This is a genomic window from Saccharopolyspora sp. NPDC002376 (genome assembly GCF_053593195.1).
On record NZ_JBSFBZ010000005.1, the window covers coordinates 80314 to 100644 of the forward strand.

Below are 20331 nucleotides of genomic sequence, written 5' to 3' on the forward strand. Positions count from 1 at the left end.
TCAGGGACGGTCCCTGATGCCTGTGCCCGTCCGAGCGTGTGACCATCGGTGCTGTGGGAGACCAGCTGAACCAGGACGCCGAGACCGAGCCGGGAGCTGCCACGCAGCAGATGGCGCAGCGGCCGCGGAGCGTGGAGCAGCTGCGTCGACGGCGCAGTGGGCGCTTGGTCGCCGGCGTGGCCAGCGGGGTGGCTGAACACCTCGGGGTGCCGGTGCTGTGGGTGCGCTGTGGATTCGCCGTGCTCGCGGTGTGCGGCGGGGCGGGCATCCTCGCCTACGGGCTGCTGTGGGTGTTCGTGCCGCAGTCCACCGGTGTTGAGAAGCCCGTGTCGCACCGGGAGCGCCAGCAGGGCTTCGGCGTGATGCTGCTCTGCCTCGGCGCGATGGTCGCCATCGGCGGCCTGGTTTCGATGCCGAACTGGCTGAGCGCGCCGTTTGTTGTGGTGCTGGTCGGCGCCGCCGTGGTGTGGCGGGAAGCCGACGAGTCGCAACGTCGACGCTGGAGGCAGGGCGCGCGCACCAACGTGGTCGGCGCGCTGCTCGGCGGTGGTGGTCGCGCGGCCATGATCCGCGTGCTTGCCGGGGCGGCCCTGGTCGTGGTGGGCATCGCGGTGCTGCTCGCGGGTTCGGCGTCGATGGACGAGGTGCGCTTCGCCCTGCTCGCGGTGGGCGCGACGCTGGTCGGCGTCGCCGTGCTGACCGTGCCGTGGTGGGTGCGCCTGGTGCGGGACCTCAACATCGAGCGGGCCAGCCGGATCCGCTCCCAGGAACGCGCCGAGATCGCCGCGCACCTGCACGACTCGGTGCTGCAGACGTTGGCGCTGATCCAGAAGCAAGCGGACTCCGAGCGCGAGGTGCGGCGGTTGGCCCGCGGGCAGGAGCGCGAGCTGCGGAACTGGCTGTACGGCCCGGATGGTTATGGCTCGCAGCGGCAGGCGGTCGAGGAGGCACCCGCTGCCACGTTCTCCGCCGAGCTGACCCGGATCTGCGGCGAAGTCGAGGACACCTTCGCGATCAAGGTCCAGCAGGTGGTCGTCGGCGACTGCGACGTCGACGAGCGGCTGTCCGCGCAGCTCGCGGCGGCCCGGGAGGCGATCGTCAACGCGGCCAAGCACGCCGGGGTCCCGGAGGTGAGCGTGTACGCGGAGGTGGAGGCCGAGCAGGTCTCGGTGTTCGTCCGCGACCGCGGCAAGGGGTTCGACCAGGACAGCGTGCCCGACGACCGGCACGGCCTGGCAAATTCGATCCGCGGCCGCATGCTGCGGCACGGCGGCAAGGTCAAGGTGCGCACCTCGCTCGGCGAGGGCACCGAGGTGCAGATGGGAATGCCGAGGGCGGCGTGAATTCGCGTACGCTTCGGGCGAGAACGGCGATGGAGGCTGATCGTGACCGGTGAAGACACCACCCCGAACCAGGTCCGGGTGTTCCTGGTCGACGACCACGCGCTGTTCCGCACCGGGGTGCGCGCGGAACTGGCCGCCGCCGAGCAGGTCGAGGTGGTGGGCGAGGCCGGTTCGGTGGCCGAGGCTGTCGCCGGGATCGCGCACTACAAGCCCGAAGTCGTCCTGCTGGACGTGCACATGCCCGACGGCGGTGGCGCCGAAGTTCTGCGGCAGGTGCGCCCCCAGCAGCCCGACGTGGTGTTCCTGGCGCTGTCGGTCTCCGACGCCGCCGAGGACGTGATAGCGGTGATCCGCGGTGGTGCCCGCGGCTACGTCACCAAGACCATCTCCGGACGGGAGCTCGCCGACGCGGTCGTGCGGGTGCGCGCCGGCGACGCGGTGTTCTCGCCTCGCCTGGCGGGTTTCGTGCTGGACGCCTTCTCCGAGGGCCCGAACTCGGCGCCGGTCGGCGACCCCGAGCTGGACCTGCTCACGCCCCGCGAACGCGAGGTGCTGCGCCTGCTGGCCCGCGGCTACGCCTACAAGGAGATCGCCTCGGAGCTGTTCATCTCCGTGAAGACGGTGGAAACCCACGTCTCCAGCGTCCTGCGGAAGACCCAGCTGTCCAACCGGTACGAGCTGTCCCGCTGGGCCTCCGACCGCCGCCTGGTTTGAGCCGAACCTGTCGAAGCCGCAATTGAAGTCGGGCGAGCACTCGCGTTGCCCAGAAGTCTTCGATCTCCTGCCCTTTCGACGTTGATTTCGATTCGAAGGCCAACCTCGAGATCACCGAGGGCGTCCTTCTGTTGTACCGGTTGAGCAAACGGGGAGATACAACAGATGAGACGAACAGCAGCCACTCTTCTCGCCACAGCCGGACTGCTCGCGGGATCGGTCGGGCAGGCGTCAGCGATCGGGAGCTGGACTGAGGAGCCAGTTCCCACGTCGCCCAAGTCCGGCATGTTGACGGCTGCGGGCAGCGCGCAGGGTGAGTCCTGGGCTTTCGGCTTCATTAGCGAAAGTTCCCCGGACGACACCAGCGCGGTCTACCGCAAGGGCGAGCAGGGCTGGCAGCAGGTGCCGATCGAGAACTTCGGACGGCTGGTGGACGGCGAGGTCCTCGCGCCTGACGACGTCTGGACGGTCGGAGTGCCGACCAAGACCAAGCCGGGGGGCATGGCGCACTGGGATGGTCAGGAGTGGACGCGGGTCGACCTGGCGGGGCCGCCCGGCTCCCTTCCGGAGCCGACGGCGCTGAAGGCGTTCGCCCCGGACGACGTCTGGACGGTCGGCGGGGCTGGACGCGGCATGGCGCAGCACTGGGACGGCCAGGCGTGGACCGACGTTCCGGTCCCCGCTCTCGCCGAGCACGACTGGGAAGCCTGGAAGCTGACGGATGTCGAAGGCGTGGCGTCGAACGACCTGTGGGCCGTCGGCTACAGCACCTGGCCCAACGGCAGCCGCACCGTCGCCCTGCACTGGGACGGCCAGGCGTGGACGGAGGTGCCGGCCCCGGACGTCAACGGGGATCCCAGCGTCCTCGAAGTGCTCGACAACGTTCTCGCGCTGGCACCGGACGACGTGTGGGTCGGCGGGCACAGCGGCCCGGAGAGCCGCGGGGTGCCGTACACGGCACATTGGGACGGCAAGGCTTGGCAGGTCATCGAGCTCGGCGAGTCGGGCAAGATCACCCAGCTCGTCCAGGTCGGCGACCAGGTCCAGCTGTTCGGGGTCGGGCCCAACGGCGAGCCCTTCCGGCTGGGGTGGGATGGCGCCGCGTGGCGGGGCCTGCCCGCGCCGCCCATGGTCCGCGTTTACGGCGCGGCAGTCCAGGACGACGGCTCCGTTCTCGGCGTGGGCAACAGGACGGGCGAAGGCGCCGTGTTCGAGCCTTACACGGCGACCTACCACGAGTGAGCGCCTGACGGAGAAGACAAGCCCGGCCCAGCATTCCGCCCGGAACGCTGGGCCGGCTTCTCTCCGGTCACTTCATCGGGTGGTTGGTGGCCAGTTCGGCGTAGAGCTGGGAGCCGCGGAGCAGGGCCAGCTGTAATCGGGCCCAGCCCTTTGGCTTTTCGATCGGGGGCAGGGCTTCGGTGGTGGGGCGTTCCTCGACGGCGGTGGCCTGGGGCGCGTCCGACATCTCTTCCTCCTGATTCGTGGGAACAGCAGTGGTTTTCGCGTTGGGGGAGCGGCGGGTCAGCAGCACGCCGACGAGCACGACCGCCATGCCGAGCAGGACTCGCAGGCCGATCTCCTCGTCGAGCAGCAGCCAGCCGAGGAGCACCGAGACGATGGGCATCAGGTAGGTCACCGTCGAGGCGGTGGTGGCGCCTTCGTCGCTGATGATCCGGTAGTTCAGCGCGAACGCGAGGCCTGTGCCGAAGATGCCCAGCACCGCGACCGAGCCCATCGCGAGCACGTCCCAGTGCACCTGGCGCAGCCCGTCCAGCGGCAGCGCTATGACGCCGTAGCCGGTGGCGGCGGTCAGCTGCATCGCGGCCAGCGCCAGTGGTGGCAATCCGTGCTGACCGGTCAGATTCCGCGCGATGTAGACGTAGGAGATGCCGTAGCTGACCGCTGCGCCGAGGCAGGCGAGCACGCCCCAGCTGAGCATGCTGGTGCCCTGCCACGGCGCGAAGATCAGCATCACCCCGAGGAAGCCCAGCAGCAGCCCGCCGATTCGAGCCGGCGGTGGAGCTTCGCGGTTGATCAGCAGCCCGACGAGCACAGTCCACAGTGGAGTCGTCGCGTTGAGCACCCCGGTCAGCCCGGAATCGACCGTCTGCTCGCCGATCCCGAACAAGACCCATGGCAGAGCGCTGCCGAGCAGCGCGGCGACCGCGATGTGCCGCCACACTGCGCGGTCGCGGCCGAGTCGCAATCCGCGCACCGCGCACAGTGCCAGCAGCACCAGCGCCCCGAGCACGATGCGCGTCAGCGCGATCTGCGTGGGCGCGAGGGCCGCCAGGGCCAGCTTGATCAGCAGGAAGCTGGAGCCCCACAGCAGCGCAAGCGCACCGAGTCGGAAGTAGTTGGCCGGGTTGTTCATGGTCTCTCCGGGTTCGTGCAAGACCCCCGCACGGGGCGTCGGACTCGCCGGGACAGTAGGTGGTGATTCGTTCGGTGTTCGCCGAAGCGTTCGCTCGACCTCTACGTTGCGCCAATCCGCGCGTAAGGACAAGTGAATTAAAATCAACGAACGTTTCAGATTTGCTGTATCATCGAGGCGTGTTGGACGTGCGCCGGATGCAAGTGCTGCGAGCGGTGGTCACCAGCGGGTCGGTCAGCGCTGCGGCGACGAACCTCGGTTACACCCCGTCGGCGATCAGCCAGCAGCTGTCGACGCTGGAGAAGGAAGCCGGCGTCCCGCTGCTGGAGAAGGTCGGTCGCGGGCTCAAACCGACCCCGGCCGGGATCCTGCTGGCCGACCGAGCCGGGCAGATCGCCGAGCTGCTCAGCAGCACGGAAGTCGAGCTGGCCGACATCCGCGCCGGGCGCACCGGCCTGCTCCGGGTGCGGTTCTTCCACACCGCCTCGGTGGGGCTGATCCCGGCCGCGGTCGCGAAGTTCCGCGCCGAGCACCCGGAGGTGCAGCTCGACCTGCAGATGCAGGAAGTGGGCCTGGTCGACGACCTGGCCGCGGGTGAGTCGGACGTGGCGATCGTCGTGGTCGGGCACGACGTGCCCGAGCGGAACGGCGTGCGGTTCGTGCACATCACCGACGACCCGTACCGGTTGGTGCTGCCGAAGGGCCACCCGATGGCCGAGCAGGAGTGCATCGACCTGGCCCAGCTGGCCGCCGAGCCCTGGGTGAACAGCGCGTTGACCACCGACAGCATCTGTGCCCAGCTGCTCCAAGAGGCCTACGCGAGCGCGGGATTCAAGCCGAAGGTGGCGCTGGAGACCGACGGGAGCTACTCGGCGCAGGGCTTCGTCGCCGCTGAGCTGGGCGTGTCCCTGGTCCCGCGCCTGGGACTCGACGTGGTGCACCCCGGCGTGGTCGTCCGAGCGATCCGCCGCCCGGAACCGGTCCGCCGCCTCTACGCAGCGGTCCGCGAAGCGGTGGCCGACCGCCCGGCCACCAAGTCCCTGCTGGCCACCCTCCACGAATCCGCGAACTGACCAGCAAAAAAGCGCGATCTCGCGGGAAACCCCGGCGAAATCGCGCCTTCTGAGTGCGTCAGTTGCGGCTGTCCGTGTTGATCAGCGGCTTGCCGTCCTGAGTGGTGACCATGCCGAGGACGTGCTGTTCGACGATCTTCTTGCTGTCCTTGGTGAACTCCACCGTCACGATCACGTTGGAACCGGACTGCACCGGCTCACCGATGATCTTCACGCTGTCGATGGTATTCCAGAAGCCCTCGTACTTGTCCTTGCCCTGCTCCTGCAGGTTCGGACCGAGCAACTTCCACGCCTGGTCCAGCTTCTTCGGCACCAGCGAGTAGTACTTCTTCACCGCCGCGACGATTTCCTTCGACGACGGCTGCTGGGCAGTGGTCGTCGCCGCCGAGGTCGTGGTGGGCGCGGAGCTGGTGGTCGTGACCGCGGCCGACGTGGTGGGCGCAGCGGACGTGGTCGGCGCGGGCGGGGTGGACGGTGCGGGATCCCCCTGCGGCCGCGAGTCCTCACCGAACGCGTTCGCGGCGAGCACGCCCACGAGTACGGCGACCACTATCGCCACGACCCACAGCGCAGCCTGCTTGTAGTTGCGCCGCGGCGAGGGCTCGGCGGCTGCCATCGCGGCGCCACCGACCATCGTCGGCGGCGCCGCAGTCGGCGGACCCATGCGAGTACCTGCCGGCGGGGTCTGCTGCGGGCCCATGGACGGACGCTGCCAGCCCGCGCTCGGCGCGGCGTTCGGCACCGGACGGCCGTCGAGCACCGCCTGCAGCAGGTCGCGGGCCTGGGCCATGGTCGGCCGGTCCACCGGGTCCGGCCGCAGCATCTGCATCAGCACGGGCGTCATCGGCCCGGCCTGTCGCGGCGGGTCGAACTGTCCGCGCGCGACCCGGTGCAGCAGGCTGATCGCGTTCTCGTCGGTGCCGAACGGCGGACCGCCCTCGATCGCCGCGTACAGCGTCGAACCCAGCGAGAACACGTCCGAGGCCGGGGCCGGATCGCGGCCCAGCGCCACCTCAGGGGAAAGGTAGGCGGGGGTGCCCGCCAAGATGCCGCTCTTGGTGACCGCGACGTCGCCGATCGCTCGGGAGATGCCGAAGTCGGTGATCTTGGCGATGTCGTTGTCGCCGAGCAGGATGTTGCCCGGCTTCAGGTCGCGGTGCACGATGCCGGCGATGTGGGCGGCGGCCAGCGCACCGGACACCTGCGCGCCGATCCGGGCCACCTGCAACGGCGGCAGAACGCCCTGCTCGTCGATGACCGACGCCAGGCTCTGCGAGGGCAGGTACTCCATGACCAGCACCGGCTGGCCCTCGTCCTCCGCGACGTCGAACACGACGATCGCGTTCTGGTGTTGCAACCGGGCGGCGATGCGGCCCTCGCGCATCGCCCGCTGCCGGGCTTCTTCCGTTTCCTCGGGGGTGTAGCCGGGCTGCAGCAACAGCTGCTTCACCGCGACCGTGCGGTGCAGACGCTCATCGACGGCTTGCCACACCACTCCCATGGCGCCGCTGCCGATCTGCTGCTGCAAGCGGTACCGGCCTGCGATCAAACGACCTTCGGCGCTCACCGGTTCTCCTGGTCCTGGCTCTGCTGCCTGAACTACCTCTTCAATATCCGACTGACCGGACCCCCGTGGTCAGCTTCACCCAACGGAGTGCAACGTTACTGGGCACCGGACGTGCCGGTACACACCGGGGCGATGAACGACACCGGCCGGGGCGCTCACCTCGTGGTGAGCGCCCCGGCCGGTGTTCGTCGACTCAGTTACTCCACCGTTCCGGTGCTCGACGCCTCCGAGGTGGGCTGGTCCGTTTCGGACGTGGCCTCTTCCTCCGACGTGGGAGCTTCCTCGCTCGTCGTCGTTTCCTCGGTGGTGGTCGTCGGCTGGTACGTGGTGGTCGGCGTTTCCTTCTGGCTGGTGTGCGTGGCCTCCGTGGTGGGCGGCGCTTCCTCGCTGGTCGTCTCCGGCGGCGGCGGCGGCGGAGGTGCGACCTCGCTGGTCGGCTGCACGTTGACCACCGAGTCCGGCTTCTCGTTGTTGCTCATCAGCGCGGACGTGACCAGCACCGCGATCACCGCGACGGCGACCAGTGCGATGCCCGAGATCACCACGGGCCGCTTGCTCTTGCGCGGCTTCTCGTAGATCGCCGCGTCACCGCGGGTGTCGGCGCCCATGTACGAGGTGGCGTCCTCGTACGGCCGCTCCGAGTACGGGTCGTCCTCGCCGTAGTAGGCGACCGCCGTCCCGTCCTGACCCTGGCCGACGACGCTGGTCGGCTGGTCGGGACCGGGCTCCGGCGCCAGCGCCGGTGGGATCGGCGCGGCCATGGTCGGGATCGAGCTCGCCGATCCGCCGTCGGCCACGGCCTGCAGCATCTCCCGGATCTGCGCCATGTCCGGCCGGTCCTCGACCCGGTTGGCCATCATCGCCAGCAGCGGGTGGGTCATCGGCCCGGCCTGCTGCGGCGGCTCCACCCGGCCCGCGGCCACCGCGTGCAGCAGCGCGAGGGTGTTCTCGTTCAGCCCGAACGGCGGGTGGCCCTCGATCGCGGCGTACAGCGTCGCGCCGAGCGAGAAGACGTCCGAGGCGGACGTCGGCTCCTGGCCCATCGCCACGTCCGGCGACAGGTAAGCCGGCGTGCCCGCGAGCATCCCGGTCTTGGTGACCTGCACGTCGCCCTGCGCCCGCGAGATGCCGAAGTCGGTGATCTTCACGTCGCCGTTGTCGCCGAGCAGGATGTTGCCCGGCTTGATGTCGCGGTGCACCACCCCGGCCGCGTGCGCGGCGCCCAGCGCCGAAGCGATCTGCGTGCCGATCCGCGCCACCTCTCGCGGCGGCAGCGGTCCGTGATCGGACATCATCGCCGCGAGGCTGGTGGAGGGCAGGTACTCCATGACCAGGACCGGCTGACCCTCGTCCTCGGCCACGTCGTAGACCGAGATGGCGTTCGGGTGCTGGAGTCGGGCCGCGATGCGGCCTTCTCGCATAGCCCGCTGCCGCGCTTCCTCGGCCTCACCCGGATCCAATCCGGGCTGCAGGAGCAACTGCTTGACCGCGACAGTGCGGTGCAGGCGTTCGTCCACACACTCCCACACCACGCCCATCGCGCCACTGCCGATGCGTCGCTGCACTCGGTAGCGTCCGGCGACCAGGCGACCTTCGTCGCTCACCGACGTCTCCCCGTACTGCTATCGATGCCCAGCAGAATTCGCGAAGATCCGGGACAATCAGTCCCAGTACGCGAGCCCCACCGGACATCGGGCGGATTTGGCGGACCGGCTCCGGTCCTCCCACATGTACATGTTCTCAGCGCGGATCAGGTTGGCCGCATGGGCCGACGACCGAACCGCGCTACGGGAGCCTAGCCGACGCTGTATCGGCGTAGGGCAGAACTGGAAAAGATCTGCGCAACCTTTCTCGACGGTACGCGCCGGTGTCTCGGGCGTCGGCCGATGGGGTGCTCGTCACAGCCGTTTGCGCAGGTGATGTTGGTCTTGACGAGTCCGGTGCGGCATCCGTTCCGAGGCTCGAACGGGTTGTTCCAGATGGCGATATCCGCGTTGCCCGGTTCGCCCAGTCCTGCGCCGCGGGATTTCGGCGGCTTCCGGTCGTTGCCGCATTGTTGTCTGAGCGCCTGTCGGCGTAGCCGTCCGCGCTTTGTGGAAGCGACGTCAGCCGCTTGCGTCCACCTTCGCAAGGTGACCACCGGCGGGTTCTGAACGGTTTTCTGGCGAGGACGGCCCCTCCACCGTGTATCAGGAGGGGCACCCGTAGTCCAGGGAGCCCCGCAGGTTCCGCTAAGCGACCACCTGAGCAGGGCAACCACCAACAGGCACTGAGCGGCGCGGCGAGGTGACTCAGTGGGAAGCGGAGTGCTTGGCCCCGAGCAGTTCGACCCCGTCGATCTTCGGCGCGGGGTCCGGTTCGACGGTCAACCGCTGGTGCAGCACCACCCGGTCGCCGTCCGGGTACTGCACCTCCACGTCCGCCCGCACCGCGCCGTCCGGCTCGCTCCACGGCTTGGCCTGCACCGACTCGGCCTCCCGCCACGCCCGCGACAGCGAGGTCTGCTGCCCGGCGACCAGGTCCGGGGAGACCATCGACAGCGCGCCGGTCGTGTCCTGCGGCAGGTGCTGGTAGAAGTCGCGGACCACGGTCAGCGCGGATTCGGCACTGCCCGCCGCCGGGTTGGCGGTCATCAGCTGCGGAGCCTCCGGCTGCTCGGCGGCATCGCCGTCGGATTCGGAATCGGCGAAGCCGGCGTTCGCGGCGAACGGCCAGCGTGCGTCGCGCACCAGGTCCGGCCGGAGCGCGAGCCCGCCCTCGATCGGAGCGGCGGAGGCGGTCGGGCGGGGCGCGTCGGCGGGTTTCGAGACGATCGTGGTTGTGGAGCTGGCCGCGCCCAGCAACAGCAGCACGCCCAGCGTGCCGAAAGCGATCCGGCCGGTCAGCGGCTGGGTGCCCGCGGTGTCGTCGTCCTTCAGGAGCTCGTCGGCGAGACGCTCGTGGTCGGCGATGAAGGGACTGCGGCGGATCAGCTCGGCGACGCTGATCGAGTCCGAGGTCTGATCGCGCCGTCGGCCGGGCGAAGGAGTCTCCACGGCGTGAACACGTACCCCGGCGCGCCCCCGATCCGGAAGGGATTTCGCTGAGTTCACCGGAAGAGGCGGCGCGTTTTCCCGAATGGACCAGCGCCGGGCACCATCCGTGACCGGTCAGGCCAGCCGCTCGTCGGAGTTGATCATCGGTTCGTCGCCCGCCTCGTAGCGCAGTTCGCGCCGCTGGGTCTGTACCGAACCGTCCGACTCGGTCACCCGCAGCGTGTGCACCGTGCTGGTGGGGGTGACGTAGACGTTGGTGACCTCGATGGACTTGGCGCCGGAGTACCTGGCGGCGAAGGCCTCGTAGCCCCCGTCCTTCAGCTGTCCCGTGGTCAGCGCGTAGGCCCCGCGTAGGTCACCGCTGCTGATCGCGGCGTAGTAGTCGTCGCTGCGCCGCTTCATCCCCTCCGTGTCGGTGAACGAGAGCAGCTTCGGCATCTCGGTGGTGCTGGGGCGCGTGGTCGTCGTCGGCGGGGTCGGGCTGGGCGACCCGGTGCCCTCACCGGGCACGCCGGGGACCGGAGTCGTGCCGAGAGCGGGCGGAGCGCTGTCCGCGCTGGTGGGAAGCGTTGGGAGCACCGAGCCGGTCAGGCGCACCGCCTCCGGCCTGGTCGGATCACCGGCGAGGAAGAAGCGGTCGCGGTCGCCGTCGGGCATCAGCGGCGGGTAGTCCCGGCCGCGGGGCATGCTCGGCAGGTCGAGAGCGTCGATCGTCGTCGTGTTCCCGGCCAGCATCGAGGTGACCATCGCCAACCCGGCCAGCGCTGCGGCCGACGAGGCGATCGCGAACCACGCCGCCTGCCGCCAGCTGCGCGGCGGGGTGACCGAGGCGGGCACCATGCCCAGGTCGAACTTGTGCAAGCCGCCGACCGGCGCAGTGTCCACCAGCGGATCGAGCGCGTGCGAGGTCGCAGCTCGGGGTGCCGGCGTCCAACCGGCCGCCGGGTCGGTCCTGCGGTGCCGACCGCCCATCGGGGCTTCCGGGGTCGGCGGCGGCCAGTCGAGCTGGCCGCTCCAGCCGAGGGTTCTGCCGCTGTGCATCGGAGGTCTCGACTTCCTGCGACTCGCGGGGAGTCACGATGTGTCGACTACGTGGAAGGCCTCGGCCAAGCGACCGGTCATGCCGTGCCGCTCGGCCGTGCGGGTCAGGTGCCGCCGGATCCGGTCCGGCAGGTCGGTGATGTGCGCGGTCTGCGAGCGGTGCGCGGCGAGCGCGGCCAGCTTGGCATCGAATTGATCGGTGATGTCGACGGCGCGGTTGATCCGCTCTTCGGGGGATTCCGACATCCACAGCTCGCCGACGGTCCACGGTTCGAGCCCGGCCTCGAGCAGCTCGGGGAACGCGAAGGCGTTGCGCGCATCGGGGTAGACGGCGGCCAGCACGGCCTCGCCGACCGCGCGGTGATCCGGGTGCGACACCGGCAGGTGCGCCCAGTTGATCTCGGGGGAGTGCGTGATCACGCGGTCCGGGCGGACTTCGCGGATCACCTTCGCGATGTCCCGGCGCAGGCGGAGGTCCGCGACGACCTGCCCGTCCTGGTAGCCGAGGAAACGCACGTCGGTGACGCCGACGGCTGCTGCTGCGGCGCGCTGTTCGTTCTGGCGCAGGCGCGGGATCTCCTCGCGCGGCGTGCTGTCGAAACCGCCCGCGTCACCCGAGGTACAGATGCAGTAGGCGACCTCCGCGCCCGCGGCTACCCAGGAGGCCACGGTGCCCGCGGAACCGAAGTCGACGTCGTCGGGATGCGCGGTGACCACGAGCGCGCGCTGGAACGTGCCCGACGAGGTGGTCATGGCCACAGGCTACGGCGCAGCTGGGAAAACTCCAGAGCGGGGTCGAACGTGTGCGCTGAGTGATAGCTGTGGGGCGTTCAGCGGTCGGACCTACTCCGAACGACCCGGCAGCGCGTCGTCGATCAGTACTGGCCGTTGCGGAATCGGCTCTGCGAGGTCTGGAGCGCCTTGAGCGAGCCGAGTCCGCCACCCGCGCCCAGGATCATCGCGAAGACGTCCGCGCCGAGGGTGTCGCCGGAGGAGATCAACATCGCCAGCAGCGTCACGCCCAGGCCGACCCCGGCGATGGGGAACCGCTTCTTGGCGAAGTCGGCGGCGGGCTGACCGCCGGCCCGCTTCTTCGCGGCCGAGCTCAGCATCGCGAGATAACCCGCGTGTCCGGCGGCGGCGAGCACCGCGGCAAGTGTCACCAGGAAAGCAACTAGACCAACTAGAGCACCCATGAGCACAGTCTGCCTTGTCATGGCCGTGCCCGGTATGGGTGATATCCCTGAATCTCCTCAGGGCTCGCCCGCGTGGCCCAATTCCGGCGTCCGGTCGGCTCCGCGGTGGTGCGAGTTGCCGTGGTGATCTGGGGTATCCGCTGATCGGAAACGCCGGAATTGGTTGGGCTCAGCCTCTGGATTGAGATCAGGGTCACGCTTAGGTTCTGAAGGCTATGAGTGATCGCTCGACCGGATCGGATCGAACCGGCACCGAGCCCGCCACGGGTCTGACGGGCAAACGAGCTTTGGTCACCGGCGCGGCCAGCGGCATCGGCGCGGCGGTGGCACGACGGTTGGCGGACGCTGGGGCAGAGGTCGTCGCCGTCGACCGGGCTGCGGCCAAGGTCGAGGCGCTAGCGGCCGAGATCGGCGCTGAGGCGCTGGTGGTCGACCTCGACGACCTGGATGCTGCCGCGGACCTCGGCAGTCGAGCCGACATCGTGGTCAACAACGCGGGGATGCAGCACGTGGCGCCGATCCACGAGTTCCCGACCGACGTCTTCAGCAGCATGCTGCGGGTGATGGTGGAGTCCCCGTTCCGGATCGTGCGCGCCGCGCTGCCGGGCATGTACAGCCGAGGCTGGGGACGGATCATCAACATCTCCTCCGTGCACGGATCGCGTGCCTCGCCGTACAAGAGCGCCTACGTGACCGTGAAGCACGCGATCGAAGGGCTGTCCAAAGCGGTCGCGCTGGAAGGCGCGGCCTACGGCGTGACCTCGAACTGCCTGAGCCCGGGATTCGTCCGCACCCCGCTGGTGGAGCGCCAAGTCGCCGAGCAGGCCCGGCTGCACCGCGTCCCCGAAGCCCAAGTGGTGGAGGACGTCCTGCTGGCGCGGACCCCGGTGAAGCGCCTGGTCGAACCCGACGAGGTCGCCGACCTCGCGATGTGGCTCTGCGGTTCCGGCACGGCGTCGGTCAACGGGGCCTCGTTCCCGATCGACGGCGGCTGGACCGCGAACTGAGGTAACTGGATTCCGGCTCGGCAGAGAGGACAGCGCATGACCACCGAGTCAGCCCCGGCGAGATCGTCCACCGCTCGCGTGGTGGTGGCGAGCCTGGTCGGCACCACCGTGGAGTGGTACGACTTCTTCCTTTACGGCTCGGCCGCCGCCCTGGTGTTCAACAAGCTCTTCTTCCCGGCGCACGACCCGCTCGTGGGCACCATGCTGGCGTTCATCACCTACGCGGTCGGGTTCATCGCGCGGCCGCTCGGCGGACTGGTGTTCGGCCACTACGGCGACCGGCTCGGCCGCAAGAAGCTGCTGGTCCTGAGCCTGATCATGATGGGCGGCGCGACCTTCCTGATCGGTCTGCTGCCCACTTATCAAGCGGTCGGGGTGGCCGCTCCGCTGCTGCTGACGGCGCTGCGCCTGGTGCAGGGCTTCGCGATCGGCGGCGAGTGGGGCGGAGCAGTGCTGATCGTCTCCGAGCACGGTTCCGCCGAGAAGCGCGGCTTCTGGGCGTCGTGGCCGCAGGCGGGCGTGCCGCTGGGCAACCTGCTGGGCACTGCGGTGCTGGCGGTGCTGGCCGCGGTGCAGAGCGATGAGGCGTTCCTGGCCTGGGGCTGGCGGGTCGCGTTCCTGCTGTCCGGTGTGCTGGTGCTGATCGGCCTGTGGGTGCGGCTGGCGGTCGCGGAGTCGCCGTTGTTCCTGGAAGCGGCGAGCAAGGCGGCCGAACAGGGCGAAGCGCAGAAGCCGCCGATCCTGGAGGTGCTCCACCGCTACCGGAGCGAGGTCATCACGGCGATGGGCGCGCGGTTCGCCGAGAACGTCGTCTACTACGTGCTGACTTCGTTCGTGCTCACCTACGTCGCGACGTTCCTGGAGCTGCCGCGCTCGTTGGCGTTGAACGCGTCGCTGATCGCCGCGGTCGTGCACTTCATCAGCATTCCGCTGTGGGGTGCGCTCTCGGACCGGGTGGGCCGGCGGCCGGTGTACCTGGTGGGCGCGATCGGCACCGGGGTCTGGGCGTTCTTCTTCTTCACCATGCTCGACACGAAGTCGTTCGTCGCGATCACCGTCGCCACCACCATCGGTCTGGTGTTCCACGGCGCGATGTACGGCCCGCAGGCCGCGTTCTTCGCGGAGCTCTTCGGCACCCGCGTGCGGTACTCGGGAGCGTCGATCGGCTACCAGCTGGCGTCGATCGTGGCCGGTTCGCTGGCCCCGATCATCGCGACCGCGCTGCTGGCAGCCTTCAACTCGGCGGTGCCGATCTCGATCTACGTGGCGCTGTGCTCGGTGGTCACGATCGTGGCGGTGGTGCGGTCCCCGGAGACCCACAAGCGGGACCTGGCCGCCGACCACGGCGTCTGAGCTGATCCGGTGGGCGACCAGTCCGGCCGCCCACCGGGGTCTTCGCTGCGACGCGCTCTGCCGGGGGATCACCCGCGGTGCGCTCGGAGAGTGCGGCTCTGGAGCGAACGGACCGTTTGTCCCGTTGTGCGGGGCGAGCGGTCCGTTCGCTGCAGAACAGCCGTCAGGTGCTGCGCGATCAGTGGCCCAGGCGTCCTCGGCCCAGGCGGAGCAGGATCATCGCGAGCTCGCGGCCTTCCGGGCCGAGTTCGCGGTAGCGGGCGAGCACGTCCATCTCGCGGTTGTAGACGATGCGCGGGCCGCCAGCGGCCATCCGGGCCTGGCCGACCTGGCGGGAGACCTCGGCGCGGCGCTTGATCAGGCGCAGGATCTCGGCGTCCAAGTGGTCGATCTCGTCGCGGAAGTTGTCGATCGCCGCCGCGGCCTGCTCGGCCTGCGGCTGGTCACCGTCCACTGTGGCGTTCATCGGGCGTTGTCCTCCGGCTCCGGCCCCATCCCCGGCCCAGGAACGCGAAACGCCCCGGGTCCGAGGGACTCCAGGGCGTTCGTAGTGGTTTTCGAGCTCACGCAACTACGGGCGCCGGAGTCCCGGGCCCGTAGTAAAACTCGTAAGTCTGCGCTCGCACGATTTCAGTGTGCCACAACTCGCCTGTGCACAGCCATGTGGTGGGCCACTCATCCCACTAGGTGAACGCATCGGCTTTTCGATCACCAGTTCGAGTTATTCGGGTGGAAACCGCGCTGACCGGCCGGGATCTTGGATCCCATGGAGATCAGAACGCGTTCCGCCCAGCGCAGCTTTCCGCCGGTTCCGGCACCCGCCGCGAAGCGTGACGACGAACGCTGCGGATCACGAACAGGCCCGCGGCGACGGCCGCCACGGTGGTCAGCGCGATCATCGTCCACCCGTATCCGACCGCGCGAGCTGCTTCGCCGACGGCCACCGCCACGGCGGTCTGCGCGCTTGCCCAGAGCATCGCCGCGATCGCGACGAGTCCGAGGAACCGGCGGTACGGCATCCGCAAGGTGCCCACCACCGCCGGGATGACCGCGTGCACCACCGCGACGAAGCGCATCGTGATCAGCGCCCGTCCGCCGCTGTCCTGCACGACCCGTTCGGCGGTCCGCCACCGCTCGGCGCCGATCTTCCGCCCCACCCAGGTGTTGCGGAGGCCGGGGCCGAGCAGGCGGCCCAGCCAGTAGCCGCCGCTCGAGCCGATCAGGTTGCCCAGCACTGCGGCGGTGAACAGGGCTGGCGCCCAACCGGCGCCGAGGACGGCGACGGTCAGTAGCAGGGTCGCTTCGCCGGGGATCAGCACGCCGATGAAGAGGGAGGTTTCCAGCACGAGCAGAACGAGTGCGGCCAGCACGCACAGCCACGGGTTCAGCGTCGCGGCCCAGGCGATGAACTCCCGGATCGCGACGTCGATCTGGTTGATCAGGTCCATGCAGGGCTCATTCCACAGCGGGTTCGGGCGGGGGTGGAACCACCGTCCCGTTCGGTGTCGCGCTGCGGATCGGGGAAGATCCCGGAGTTGGCCCGGAGTCCGGCGTCTGAGCTCGGGGTCTCACGGGGCCGGCCTGCGGTCCGGTTCCGGGCTGACCGGATTTCGGGGCAGGCGTACGCGACAGCGCGTTCTGCGGCGGGGTGGGTGGTCGAGTAGTCATTGTTGATCTTGTTGTCCGTTGTGCGCAAGTTGGGTCCCGATCGCGGGCTCCGGGTGGGCTCGGCCGTTCGGGGGCATCGCGGCCCGCACCGCGGTGCGAACGGTCGCTCCTGCGCTGCGCCGGGCGGGCTGCGTACCGCGGGAGAATGCTGCACCACGGGATTCGGGTTTTGTCCGGGGCGGCCGGTAACGTGGATGGACGATGAGCACCCCACTCGACCTCCAGTGGAACAACGACCCGTTCGCGTCCGCCGAACCCGATCGCGCCGAGCCGCGCGGTACGGATCCGGAGGCCCTGCTCGCAGGTCTGAACCCGCAGCAGCGCGACGCGGTGGTGCACACCGGTTCGCCGCTGCTGATCGTGGCCGGCGCCGGGTCGGGCAAGACGAGGGTGCTGACCAACCGCATCGCCTACCTGCTTGCGGGTGGGGCGCACCCGGGCCAGATCATGGCGATCACCTTCACCAACAAGGCCGCGGCCGAGATGAAGGAGCGCGTCGCCGAGCTGGTCGGGCGCCGGGCCAACGTGATGTGGGTGTCGACGTTCCACTCGATGTGCGTCCGGGTGCTGCGCCGGGAGGCCAAGGTCCTGGGGCTGTCGTCGAACTTCTCGATCTACGACGCCGACGACTCCCGCCGGCTGATCACCATGATCGCCCGGGAGCAGGACCTCGACTCCAAGCGCTACCCGGCGCGCTCGCTCGCGGTGCACATCTCGAACCTGAAGAACGAGCTGCTGAGCCCGGAGGCCGCCACGGAGCAGGCGGGCAACGACATGGAGCGCAAGGTCGCCCAGGTCTACGCCGCCTACCAACGCCGGCTCGTCGAGTCCAACTCGATGGACTTCGACGACCTGATCATGCGCACGGTGGAGCTGCTGCAGAACCACCCGGCGGTCGCCGAGCACTACCGGCGTCGGTTCCGGCACGTGCTGGTGGACGAGTACCAGGACACCAACCACGCGCAGTACGTGCTGGTCCGCGAGCTGGTGGGCACCGAGGTGTCGGAGAGCGGCGTCGAGCCGGCCGAGCTGTGCGTGGTGGGTGACGCCGACCAGTCGATCTACGCCTTCCGCGGCGCCACGATCCGCAACATCGAGGAGTTCGAGCGCGACTACCCGGCGGCCCGGTCAATCCTGCTGGAGCAGAACTACCGCTCCACGCAGACGATCCTGTCCGCGGCCAACGCGGTGATCCGGCGCAACCCGAACCGCCGCGACAAGCGGCTGTGGAGCAACGCGGGAGACGGCGAACCGATCGTTGGCTACGTCGCGGACAACGAGCACGACGAGGCGGCGTTCGTCGCCGGGGAGATCGACCGGCTGGTCGACGCGGGCGACGCGACGTTCAACGACATCGCGGTGTTCTACCGGACGAACAACCAGTCGCGCGTGTTCGAGGAGGTGTTCATCCGGCTCGGCCTGCCCTACCGGGTCGTCGGCGGGGTGCGCTTCTACGAGCGCCGCGAGGTCCGGGACGCGCTGGCCTACCTGCGGGTGCTGGACAACCCGGACGACACGGTGAGCCTGCGCCGCATCCTCAACGTGCCCAAGCGCGGCATCGGCGACCGGGCGGAGGCCGTGGTCGCGGTGCACGCCGAGCAGGAGCGGATCCCGTTCGGCCAGGCCCTGCGCGATGCGGCGGCCGGTCGGGTCGCGCTGCTGAACACCCGGGCGCGCAACGCGATTTCGGGTTTCGTGGCGCTGCTCGACGAGCTGCACCAGGTGGCGGCGGAATCCGACGTCGCGGAAACCCTGGAGCAGGTGCTGGAGCGCACCGGCTACCGCGCCGAGCTGGAGGCCAGCGACGACCCGCAGGACGCCACGCGGGTCGAGAACCTGACCGAGCTCATCACCGTGGCGCGCGAGTTCACCGAAGCCCGCGCGAGCGCCCCCACGACCGAGGCGGAGACCGAGGGCGAGGTCGACCCGTCGGCGGAGGCCGTGGTCAGCGCTGCGGTCCCGGCCGCCGAGGACGACGAGGAAGCCGCGCTGGGCCTGCCCGCGGACGATTCGCTGTCGGCGTTCCTGGAGCGGGTCTCGCTGGTGGCGGACGCGGACTCGCTGCCCGAGTCGGGCGACGGGGTGGTCACCCTGATGACCCTGCACACCGCGAAGGGCCTGGAGTTCCCGGTGGTGTTCAGCTCCGGCTGGGAAGACGGCGTGTTCCCGCACATGCGGGCTCTGGGCGAACCGGCCGAGCTGGCCGAGGAGCGGCGCCTGGCCTACGTGGGCATCACCCGAGCCCGCCAGCGGCTGTACCTGTCCCGCGCGCTGATGCGCTCGGCGTGGGGCCAGCCTATGACGAACCCGGCGTCCCGGTTCCTCACCGAGATCCCGGAAGAGCTGATGCGCTGGCGCCGGATCGAACCGGAGCGCGCCGCCCCGCAGGTGCGCAGCACCTGGGGCAGCCGCGGCGGCGGGTTCGACCGCACCGGATCGGACTCGGCACAGGCCGGGCTGGCCGCCCGCGGTATGCGCAGCACCGGCATGAAGGGCTGGAAGGACACCGTCTCCATCAAGCTGGCGGCCGGTGACCGGGTCACCCACGACAAGTACGGCCTGGGCACGGTCCTGTCCACCGAGGGCGAGGGGCCGCGCGCGACCGCGACGATCGATTTCGGCACTGCCGGAACGGTGCGCCTGATGCTGATCGGCAGCGTCCCGCTGACCAAGATCTGACCGGCCGGTGGCCGCGGACTCACCTGGAGCCGCGGCCACCGGACGAGCACCGCGCCACGATGTCCGAAATGGACTGACAGGGGCACGAGCGCGCTACCGGATCCCGGTAGCGCTCAGCAGGCAGGCGTTCGACGCCGTATCCCAGCGGTGGTTCGGCCGGATCTATCCGAGGTCGGCTGCGGCTTTGCGGATCAGGTCCAACAGCCAGCGGTGGGCGGCGTCGACGTCGTTGCGCGGGTGCCAGGCCATGCCGATGCTCACCGGCGGCAGGTCGAGCGGCACCTCGAAGGTGCGCAAGCCCGCGTGCCGCGCGGCGGATTCCGTTACCAGGCAGACGAGATCGGTGTCGCGGGCGAGCAGGAGCGCGGCGGTGTGGCTTGGGAGCACGACTGCGACCCGGCGCGCTAACCCGAGTTCGGCGAGCCGGTCGTCGACGGGACCGCAGGCCTTGCCGCGCCGCGACACGCTGATGTGCGTGGCAGCGGCGAACTTCTGCGGGCTGATCTGCTCCTGGACCAGCGGGTGCTCCGGCCGGACTGCGCCGACCAGCCGCGTGGTCGTCAGCGGCGCGGTGCGGGTCTCGGGATCCAAGTGGTCGAGCACACCGACCTCGACGTCCACCGATCCGTCGCGCAGTGCCGAGGTGCCTTCGACAGCCTCGGAAGCGAACCGCAGCACCATTCCCGGAGCAGCGGCGGACTGGCCCAGCAGCGCGGGGACCAGCGCGCCGGACAGCAGATCGCTGGTCTGGAGGGTGAACGTGCGAGTCAGGGTGGCCGGATCGAACTGGTCGCCGGGGGTGAGCAACGCGCGGGATCGCTCGACGACCGCGTGCACCTCGTCGCGGAGCTCAACGGCGCGCGGCGTCAGCACCATGCGCTGACCGGCGCGCACCAGGAGCGGATCGCGCAGGATGCGGCGGATCCTGCCGAGAGTGCGGCTCAGCGCCGCAGGAGAGGTCTGCAGTTGCTCCGCCGCGCGCGTCACGCTCTGCTCCCGGAGCAGGGCGTCCAGCGACACCAGCAAGTTCAGATCCATCGTGGACATTCCGCGAACTCCGTTGTGCGACACCGCTCACACCCGACCCGAGCGCCTTGGGTCACCAGCATTATTGCGCGTACGACAAGGATTCCGTGCCGGTTCTGCGATGGCGGCGGTGGCGGTCGGCGCTGAAGGTGGAACACGAGCCCGCGAAGCAGCGGGTTCCGCGCAGCAGGCCGCAGAGTCGACGCCGTCCTGGCGCGAATCTCAGCCGCGACACCCGATGGGCCTGTGCCT

17 protein-coding genes are annotated in these 20331 nt (G+C 69.8%); 7 read left to right on the plus strand and 10 right to left on the minus strand.

The window, feature by feature from the left end; translation table 11 throughout:
- Positions 1 to 110 precede the first annotated feature (110 nt).
- From ACWCO2_RS05695 to ACWCO2_RS05705, 3 genes are all read left to right on the plus strand, one after another.
- The gene (locus tag ACWCO2_RS05695) at positions 111 to 1343 is read left to right on the plus strand and encodes an ATP-binding protein (protein ID WP_450126670.1); all 1233 of its coding nucleotides are present in this window, start codon (positions 111 to 113) and stop codon (positions 1341 to 1343) included.
- A gap of 42 nt (positions 1344 to 1385) precedes the next feature.
- Positions 1386 to 2057 (plus strand): response regulator, encoded by a 672-nt coding sequence (locus ACWCO2_RS05700; protein WP_450126533.1) that lies wholly within the window; start codon positions 1386 to 1388, stop codon positions 2055 to 2057.
- A gap of 285 nt (positions 2058 to 2342) precedes the next feature.
- Positions 2343 to 3299, plus strand: coding sequence for a hypothetical protein (locus ACWCO2_RS05705; protein WP_450126534.1), 957 nt, complete (start codon positions 2343 to 2345; stop codon positions 3297 to 3299).
- A gap of 67 nt (positions 3300 to 3366) precedes the next feature.
- Here ACWCO2_RS05705 and ACWCO2_RS05710 read toward each other — a convergent pair whose 3' ends face one another.
- Positions 3367 to 4434 (minus strand): DMT family transporter, encoded by a 1068-nt coding sequence (locus ACWCO2_RS05710; protein WP_450126535.1) that lies wholly within the window; start codon positions 4432 to 4434, stop codon positions 3367 to 3369.
- 179 nt (positions 4435 to 4613) lie between these two features.
- On the opposite strand from ACWCO2_RS05710, the gene ACWCO2_RS05715 reads away from it, so the two are divergent.
- Positions 4614 to 5507, plus strand: coding sequence for a LysR family transcriptional regulator (locus ACWCO2_RS05715; RefSeq protein ID WP_450126536.1), 894 nt, complete (start codon positions 4614 to 4616; stop codon positions 5505 to 5507).
- 58 nt (positions 5508 to 5565) lie between these two features.
- On the opposite strand, the gene ACWCO2_RS05720 is transcribed toward ACWCO2_RS05715, so the two are convergent.
- The 6 genes from ACWCO2_RS05720 to ACWCO2_RS05745 all read right to left on the minus strand — a co-directional run bounded on the left by ACWCO2_RS05720 (position 5566) and on the right by ACWCO2_RS05745 (position 12346).
- Positions 5566 to 7074, minus strand: coding sequence for a serine/threonine-protein kinase (locus tag ACWCO2_RS05720; protein WP_450126537.1), 1509 nt, complete (start codon positions 7072 to 7074; stop codon positions 5566 to 5568).
- A gap of 197 nt (positions 7075 to 7271) precedes the next feature.
- Positions 7272 to 8678, minus strand: coding sequence for a serine/threonine-protein kinase (locus ACWCO2_RS05725; protein ID WP_450126538.1), 1407 nt, complete (start codon positions 8676 to 8678; stop codon positions 7272 to 7274).
- A gap of 687 nt (positions 8679 to 9365) precedes the next feature.
- A complete protein-coding gene (locus ACWCO2_RS05730) occupies positions 9366 to 10109 on the minus strand; it encodes a hypothetical protein (protein ID WP_450126539.1) in 744 nt (247 codons plus the stop codon).
- Between the two features lie 114 nt (positions 10110 to 10223).
- The gene (locus ACWCO2_RS05735; protein ID WP_450126540.1) at positions 10224 to 11150 is read right to left on the minus strand and encodes a hypothetical protein; all 927 of its coding nucleotides are present in this window, start codon (positions 11148 to 11150) and stop codon (positions 10224 to 10226) included.
- Between the two features lie 33 nt (positions 11151 to 11183).
- Positions 11184 to 11903, minus strand: coding sequence for a PIG-L deacetylase family protein (locus ACWCO2_RS05740; RefSeq protein ID WP_450126541.1), 720 nt, complete (start codon positions 11901 to 11903; stop codon positions 11184 to 11186).
- A 122-nt stretch (positions 11904 to 12025) separates the two neighbouring features.
- Positions 12026 to 12346: a hypothetical protein gene (locus tag ACWCO2_RS05745; protein WP_450126542.1), complete on the minus strand. Its 321-nt coding sequence runs from the start codon at positions 12344 to 12346 to the stop codon at positions 12026 to 12028.
- A gap of 215 nt (positions 12347 to 12561) precedes the next feature.
- Between ACWCO2_RS05745 and ACWCO2_RS05750 the strand changes: the two genes are divergently transcribed.
- Together ACWCO2_RS05750 and ACWCO2_RS05755 are read left to right on the plus strand one after the other, a co-directional pair.
- Complete coding sequence (locus ACWCO2_RS05750) at positions 12562 to 13353, plus strand: 3-hydroxybutyrate dehydrogenase (RefSeq protein WP_450126543.1); 792 nt, start codon at positions 12562 to 12564, stop codon at positions 13351 to 13353.
- 36 nt (positions 13354 to 13389) lie between these two features.
- Positions 13390 to 14706 (plus strand): MFS transporter, encoded by a 1317-nt coding sequence (locus ACWCO2_RS05755; RefSeq protein WP_450126544.1) that lies wholly within the window; start codon positions 13390 to 13392, stop codon positions 14704 to 14706.
- Positions 14707 to 14884: 178 nt separating this feature from the next.
- On the opposite strand, the gene ACWCO2_RS05760 is transcribed toward ACWCO2_RS05755, so the two are convergent.
- Positions 14885 to 15172 carry a chorismate mutase gene (locus ACWCO2_RS05760; RefSeq protein WP_450126545.1) on the minus strand — a complete coding sequence of 96 codons (288 nt, stop codon included), beginning with the start codon at positions 15170 to 15172 and terminating at the stop codon, positions 14885 to 14887.
- A gap of 307 nt (positions 15173 to 15479) precedes the next feature.
- A complete protein-coding gene (locus ACWCO2_RS05765) occupies positions 15480 to 16154 on the minus strand; it encodes a DedA family protein (protein ID WP_450126546.1) in 675 nt (224 codons plus the stop codon).
- A gap of 421 nt (positions 16155 to 16575) precedes the next feature.
- Here ACWCO2_RS05765 and ACWCO2_RS05770 point away from each other — a divergent pair, with 421 nt between their 5' ends.
- Positions 16576 to 19053, plus strand: coding sequence for a UvrD-helicase domain-containing protein (locus tag ACWCO2_RS05770; protein WP_450126547.1), 2478 nt, complete (start codon positions 16576 to 16578; stop codon positions 19051 to 19053).
- Positions 19054 to 19215: 162 nt separating this feature from the next.
- On the opposite strand, the gene ACWCO2_RS05775 is transcribed toward ACWCO2_RS05770, so the two are convergent.
- Positions 19216 to 20100, minus strand: coding sequence for a LysR family transcriptional regulator (locus ACWCO2_RS05775; protein ID WP_450126548.1), 885 nt, complete (start codon positions 20098 to 20100; stop codon positions 19216 to 19218).
- Between the last annotated feature and the right edge of the window lie 231 nt (positions 20101 to 20331).